The sequence below is a fragment of the Herbaspirillum sp. WGmk3 genome (assembly GCF_023952535.1).
In the GTDB taxonomy this organism is placed as follows: domain Bacteria; phylum Pseudomonadota; class Gammaproteobacteria; order Burkholderiales; family Burkholderiaceae_D; genus Herbaspirillum; species Herbaspirillum huttiense.
Genome location: NZ_JAKYWT010000003.1, coordinates 814,091 through 820,812, shown reverse-complemented (window position 1 = coordinate 820,812; position 6,722 = coordinate 814,091). Strand labels below are relative to the sequence as shown.

Genomic DNA, 6,722 nt, shown 5'->3' with positions numbered 1-6,722 from the left:
TCAGTGCGTACCGGCAAGGACAGCAGCAATAGCCTGACGAAGAACTGGGACGGCAATCAACTGCGTGAGGATGTGGAAGCGCAGGCAAAGATTACGCAGGCGTTTGGGCAGCAGGCTTCCAAGCTGATTGGGGACTACGCTGAGCAACAGCAGAAGAAGGCAGAAGACTTGCGCAAACAGGCCAATGCCGCAACTGATCCCGCTGTGGCAACACAGCTCAATGATCAGGCCAGTGCGTTGGAAACCAAGTGGGGGCCAGGTGGAAGCATGCGAGCTTTGGCGCACACCGTTGTAGGTGGACTTACTGGTGGTCTCGCCGGTGCAGCTGGTGCGGGAGCGGGTACGTTAGCCGCACCTAATGTGGCTGCAGCCCTGAATAAGGCTGGTGTGGAGGCTGAACTGGCGAAGGTGTTGACGGGGTTGTCGAGTACCTTGGTGGGCGCGGCAGTCGGCGGGACGCCGGGCGGGGCTGCGGCTTATAACGAGGTTGTCAATAATTTCCTCGGTCACGCCGACAGAGCGAGATTGAATGCTTTGCGTCAGAAGGCGCAGAGCAAGATGACGCTGACGAAGGATGAGGCACAACAGCTCGCTTTGCTGGAGATCGGTGATCAGATCAGTGATGGCCTGCTCAACAAGTATCGTTCTGGGCAACCTTTGACCAAGCACGATCAGCAGAATCTGGAGATCTATTTAGCTTGGTATGCCAAGCAGAATGGCGAAGAAGCTAAGCAGCAGCTTGTTCAGAATGGCAGCAGTCCGACATATGGCTTCCCTTACGCGGGTTCCAGTTCTGACCGTGGTGACTATGCGAGCAAGAACTTCAAATGGCGGGACTACTGGTACCGAAATAGGAGTACCAACGAACTTGTCTTTGATGAAGCGAGAGCGAAGGCGGGAATATATCCGAACATAACGCCTTATGAGAGCCTGACGCCAGTTGGTATGCAGTTGTCGCGCTTCCTCTCGGTTGTTGATTCGATAGCCAATAGTTCTTTCGCCACTGGCACCTATCTGGGTTCTGTCGTAGGGGGTGCCGGTGCGGATACCCGGGATGACCTGACGATTGCGGTGGGGCAGTTGGCACAGATTGGGTCGTCGTTCATCTTGCCAAGAGCGGGGATTTCTCCGTTATTTGGTACGAGTAGCAATTCGTCTGAATCAAGTGCAGTAGCGGTGCAGCCTTATAAGGTTGGCGCGGGCGCATCTCCGCCCACCAGAAAAATGAGCGGGACAAATAGTAAAGTCTTTTCTGCAAGCGTGCAAACGGCTGATCCTGGTAGCGAGACTGCAGAAGAGACAGGACTTATAAAATCCGGGAGCAACTCCACAAGCGCCGCAAATTCTGCTGCGGCAAATTCGGTAGAGTCGAGGTCCGTAAATGGTGCATCCGCCTCCCCTGTTTACAATCCTCAAGGGGCAGCGAGAGCGACAGCGAATAGCGGAAACTGGTCAAGTGGATCGTTGAGTGAAACGGTTCAAAAAATCGCAGGACCTAATCCGCAAGTGACGTACACCGCCTCAGGAAAAACGATCTATACAAATCCAACTACCGGCAAGTCTGTGGTGTACGATAACGCAGGAAATTACTATCGCATTCAAAATGCTGCCGGCCAGTATCTTGATCAGAGTGGCAAAATTATTCCGAATAACGTACCACTTATTGGTCCGAATAGAACAACGCAAACAGGTGTCCCGTCTGGCGTGCGAAATGGCCTAACTCACTTCAGTAATACTGATCCCGTCAATTAAGGGGAAATGCTATGCGAATGCAGGAATCAATGGTGTCGATGGATGAAGGGGCAATCGCATTGCGCTTGTCAGGACCGTTATCGGAGTGGTTGTTCTCGCTGAGATTCTGGTCAGACTTCAACGCCAAACATGGCACTATGTTTGATCAGTTCGAAGAGGACGAGGCTGACCTTGGGATAGTGAAGGCAGTAATTGAATCTCTCGATGAAAAAGCGAGAGCTTTGCAGAGTCTGGACATAGATAACGTTGAATTCATATATCGGTGGACATCGGAGCACGAGCCCATTAAGGCGAGAGTGTCGAGAAAGTTATTGCTATCAGAGATAACGAAGTTTCGCGAATTCCTCCTTGTAGCAGTATCAGAGAATCGTGATGTGACTTTCTCGCTTTGAGTGGACAAAATCCTCGCTGTGTCGGGGATTTTTTGCTGTCTTTTCGATTTGCATTGTGCCTTTCAATCGCGGGATTGTCGGGAATTATCCGCTGTTAAGATTTGCGCCGTGCAACCGATCATCTGGCCAAAGTCAAAACCAAGAACAGATCATTGCAGGTACGTTCTCGCATGATTTAAGAAATCTTTCTGATGCAGAGAGCTGTCGTGAGAATAAGGGTGAAGTCGAAAAAGATATTCAGGTGGCACTCGCGCGACAAATAGATCTTGAGCGAAGGCTGTATCAGGGCAAACTTAATGAAGAGGAAAGAGCCGAGTATTTTTCAAATGGTCAACAAATCCAGCTGATGCACTCTGCTCTGCAGGAGGCGAATCGACAATTCAGGGCGGCAGTTCCGATGAGTCAATGGACTTCGCAGGAACGTGACCGGGCTTTTGCAGATGCAATCACTTCTATGGGAGGAGTAGGAGCATCGGCGGCTATTGGTAGAGCAAGGAAAGGTATTGATGTATCTACGCTTAGAGCTAATGAAATTGAACAGAAATCGAATGCAGGATCTCCTTTTTCTACGAACTCTGTAGCTAATAGCGTTCCAATCCTGATAGAACCCAAAATTGCTAAGCAGATGGTTGGCCGTGGCTGGACGGAGGTTGAGATAAATTCAACCATCAGCAACCCCTCAAAAATGGTAAGAACCAAAGATACTCGATTTGATCCGGTAACCGGCACTAGACTCAATGACCCTGCTACCGGTTATATTGCAAAAGACGGTTCATATGTTGTAAGGAATGATAGGACCGGTCACATTGTTCAAGTCTCAGATAGAAATGATCCTTCATGGAAATCGCCATGGTAAGAGTAAATAATTATTACGACATTTCGCTGGATGAAATTGGATTACCTACGAGATGGATTGGAAACGTGCCGTTGTTTAATAAAAATGACTGCATTACGTTAATAAATTATTGTGAACAGAATGGTTTCGGCATTCTTGGAATGGAAGGTTTCAATTTATTAGGAAATTCTAGAGTTCCCAATATGGATGCCATCGTGGATTTTTCTGAATTGATGAATCTCGATCAAATAAATTTCAAGGAAAAATCGGTATCAATTGCCAGAGATTTTGTATCTAACTTTTATGATGCCGAAATCGAGTTTGAGTTGGTTTTGATCAAGTGAAGTAACAATGGCAGCAACATCGATCAGACGGATAGCTTCAGCTGCAAGGAAATGGTGCTGCTGGGCGGAGATCAACCCGCAAAAAAAGGGCCATGAAATGGCGGCATATCAAAGCGAAGAGCGGGTGACCTATCAGACACTCAAGGAATGGGCGTTAAACAGTTACTTTGATTTTTGTAGAGATCGCGGAATCACCATGGGCATGTCCCATCTGGAAGTGATCGGATACATTGATTACGATTTTGAAGACGGCTTCCAGCGCCCTATCGAAGACCTAATGTGGCGAGTCATTCTTTTGGTTCTGGCCGGGGGATGGCATTCAGAATGGCACCATCGTACTCGGCAGATAATTGTTGATAAGCTTGTCGAGCACGATCTGGAAAGTCTTCTTGATAACATTCCTGCCGATGAAGCAGAAACGTTTCTCCATGATCTCAAGATTCTCAAGCTCATCTGAATGATGGACTTGGCATTTCATGATCTACAAAAACCAGATTGAAAGTCAGCGGGGTGCGCCGGTTGATCCTGCGGCTCTAGTTGAGGTAATAGAAGTTGGGAATAACGTAACAGCTGTCTATCCATGCGGGAAAAGGTTGTACGGACCCTAAAGGATTTTGAAAATGTACAGACTGTACGATGAATATATTGATCGCGATTTTTCTTCGGACTATTGGTCAGATGATGCCACTGGTCAATTAATCACGACGCATCCTTAAGCTTGGAGTTCTGTAAGAACTTGCAAGCGCTGACTTCTTTATTTGAGTTTTCTAATAGAGCAAGGCTCTCCGGTGATGACTTGACTGCCTATTGCGCGCTGATGCGAGCTGGGCTCCATGCGCTTACATTGCAGGATGTTTTCGAAGAGATCATGAACGATGTCGATAAGGTTCTGTACGGAGATAAAAGATTTTTCTGGCCCTCTATCCCGGAGGGATATCAGATACCTCAGTATTTGTTGGCGGCCGGAGCTGACACAATGAAGCGCGTGAATGGTCCTGATGACACTGCTGGTCGCGACGGACTGCTGTTATCGAAAGGCGCGACAGGAGAAATTGTAGTGATGGGAAAGGATCGAATCGACGCAATCAGCAAGACGTTCATCGAATTGGCTGAAAGCATAGGCGACACGCGAGAAGAAATGGCTAAAGCGAAGGATGAAAATGATCCTTTCGAATGGCGTATTGACTACAACTCCTCCCAGGGTGATCGTCTGGAGCGATATCTTGACCAGCTCTTCCTCTGCTTGGAGGTCCACCGTATTGCTACTCATAACAGTGACCCTTTGGCCGCTTTCGTGGCCCTCAAGGATGTTGGTACTCATGCCAGATCAACCTCGGAGTTATTCGGAGATATCAAGGCTGATGCTGATAAGGTCAGCATTTTCGATAAAAGATTTGCTTGGCCAGAGATCCCTGATGACTACAGATTTCCAGAACATCTGGTGACGAGCCACTAACGCCCCAACATAAACTCGAAAGCGACACATGGAAAAGTCCCAATGTTTCGGACTTTGGAAAGAGCACTGCGGAGAGGAATTTCCATCGCTGCGGGAAGTGCCACACGACATTCTCTCGCCGTCCGATGCGATGAAGGTAGCGGACTATCTTGATGGCTGCCCCGTCTGGATTGCTTCCCCGGGAATGGTCATGTCCTGCGTGAATTCAGACGAGGTGGCAGGTACCCTGTCTCTGAGGACGAACGGAAAATGGGCGTGGCAAGACACGATGGCCCATTACGTGCGCCGCTTGCGCATCAGTCCGCCCACCCAATTTTTATACGATATCAAGAACGGGCACGCTGCTATCCCATTGGAAAGTGAATTAGAGATCCACGCGATGCACTTCCCGGATTTTTGAATGCTTGTGCTGGAACAACGAGGCGCAGCAAGACCAGCGCCCCGTCTCACCCCACCCGCTTAGCCGCCAACGCATTCCCCACCCTGCTCACCGACTTGCGCCCCAGCTGCTGCGAGATGAACTGTCCTGCCTCGGCCACCGCATCCAGATCAATCCCGGTCTCGATCCCGAGCCCGTTCATCATGTACAGCACATCCTCGGTCGCCACATTGCCGGTCGCGCCCTTGGCATACGGACATCCCCCCAGCCCCGCCACCGACGCGTGATAGATGCTGATGCCCGTCTGCAGACTGGCATAGATATTGGCCAGCGCCTGCCCATAGGTATCGTGGAAGTGACCCGACAAACCTTCGATATGGAATTCACGGATCGCCGTCTCCATCACCGGCCGCACCTTGCCCGGCGTGGCCACGCCGATGGTGTCGGCGATGTCGATCTCGTCACAGCCCAGCTCGCGGAAACGCCGCACCACGTCGGCCACCGCGTCCAGCGGCACCTCACCCTGGTACGGACATCCGAACGCGCAACTCACCGCCGCACGCAGGCGCTTGCGGTGGTCCTTGGCGGCCTTGGCCACTTCGGCAAAACGTTCGATGGATTCGGCAATGGAGCAATTGATGTTCTTCTGCGAGAACGCCTCCGAGGCCGCACCGAAAATCACCACCTCATCCACCTCCGCCTCCAGCGCCGCCTCGAAGCCCTTCATGTTGGGCACCAGCGCCGAATACACCACGCCCGGCTTGCGCGTGATGCCATGCATCACCTCGCTGGAAGTGGCCATCTGCGGCACCCACTTGGGCGAGACGAAAGAAGCCGCCTCCACATTCTGAAACCCCGCCGCCGAAAGCCGGTTCACCAGCTCGATCTTGACCTCGGCGGAAATGGTTTCCTTCTCGTTCTGCAAACCGTCGCGCGGTCCGACTTCAACGATCTTCACTTTCTTGGGCAGGCTCATCATGCGGGTCTCCGTTGGGGTTGTTGTATTGCGTGGATGGCTGTAGAACAGCTCAGCTGGCCGCTGGCGCAGCATCGAGCCGCACATCGGCCACCGTGCCGCCGGTCATCTTCTCCAGCTGCGCGGCCGTGAGGTTGAAAACGGCATGCGGATGGCCGGCCGCCGCCCAGACACTGTCAAAGTTGAACAGGTCACGGTCGATCAGCATCACCGGCTTGACCACGTGGCCGATGGGGCAGACGCCGCCGATGGCATAACCGGTCGTGTCGCGCACGAACTTGGCATCGGCCTTGCCGAGCGGACCGGTCAGGGCGGTGACCTTGGCTTCGTCCACCCGGTTGGCACCGCTGGCAATGACCAGCACCGGCGCACCGTCAGAGACTCGGCGGAAGATGATGGACTTGGCAATCTCGGCCACGCTGCAGCCCACGGCCGCAGCGGCTTCGGCAGAGGTGCGGCCGGTCGAGGGCAGCATCGTGACCGGTTTGTCATGGCCCATCGCCGCCAGCAGGTCGGCAACACGTTGGGCGGAAGAGGGCAGGGCGGCAGCAGGTTCGTTCATGGCGTTCATGGCGTTTGACAAGGAGG

7 protein-coding genes and 1 pseudogene are annotated in these 6,722 nt (G+C 52.1%); 6 read left to right on the top strand and 2 right to left on the bottom strand.

Translation table 11 applies throughout. The features are described from left to right. From MKD49_RS15685 to MKD49_RS15660, 6 genes and pseudogenes are all read left to right on the top strand, one after another. A pseudogene (locus MKD49_RS15685) lies at positions 1 to 1,752 on the top strand (hypothetical protein); the annotation flags it as partial. A gap of 447 nt (positions 1,753 to 2,199) precedes the next feature. Further along, positions 2,200 to 3,000, top strand: a complete 801-nt coding sequence (locus MKD49_RS26595; RefSeq protein ID WP_252696751.1) for a colicin E5-related ribonuclease — start codon at positions 2,200 to 2,202, stop codon at positions 2,998 to 3,000. Beyond that, a complete protein-coding gene (locus MKD49_RS15675) occupies positions 2,982 to 3,323 on the top strand; it encodes a hypothetical protein (RefSeq protein ID WP_252696750.1) in 342 nt (113 codons plus the stop codon). The genes MKD49_RS26595 and MKD49_RS15675 overlap by 19 nt, the downstream gene beginning before the upstream one ends. 7 nt (positions 3,324 to 3,330) lie before the next feature. Continuing rightward, positions 3,331 to 3,780: a hypothetical protein gene (locus MKD49_RS15670; RefSeq protein ID WP_252696749.1), complete on the top strand. Its 450-nt coding sequence runs from the start codon at positions 3,331 to 3,333 to the stop codon at positions 3,778 to 3,780. Positions 3,781 to 4,059: 279 nt separating this feature from the next. Beyond that, positions 4,060 to 4,779 (top strand): hypothetical protein, encoded by a 720-nt coding sequence (locus tag MKD49_RS15665; RefSeq protein WP_252696748.1) that lies wholly within the window; start codon positions 4,060 to 4,062, stop codon positions 4,777 to 4,779. 28 nt (positions 4,780 to 4,807) lie between these two features. Next, the gene (locus MKD49_RS15660) at positions 4,808 to 5,179 is read left to right on the top strand and encodes a hypothetical protein (protein WP_134134215.1); all 372 of its coding nucleotides are present in this window, start codon (positions 4,808 to 4,810) and stop codon (positions 5,177 to 5,179) included. A gap of 46 nt (positions 5,180 to 5,225) precedes the next feature. On the opposite strand, the gene MKD49_RS15655 is transcribed toward MKD49_RS15660, so the two are convergent. Together MKD49_RS15655 and MKD49_RS15650 are read right to left on the bottom strand one after the other, a co-directional pair. Next, a complete protein-coding gene (locus MKD49_RS15655; RefSeq protein ID WP_252696765.1) occupies positions 5,226 to 6,134 on the bottom strand; it encodes a hydroxymethylglutaryl-CoA lyase in 909 nt (302 codons plus the stop codon). Positions 6,135 to 6,186: 52 nt separating this feature from the next. Beyond that, complete coding sequence (locus tag MKD49_RS15650; RefSeq protein ID WP_134134214.1) at positions 6,187 to 6,696, bottom strand: YbaK/EbsC family protein; 510 nt, start codon at positions 6,694 to 6,696, stop codon at positions 6,187 to 6,189. Positions 6,697 to 6,722: the final 26 nt, after the last annotated feature.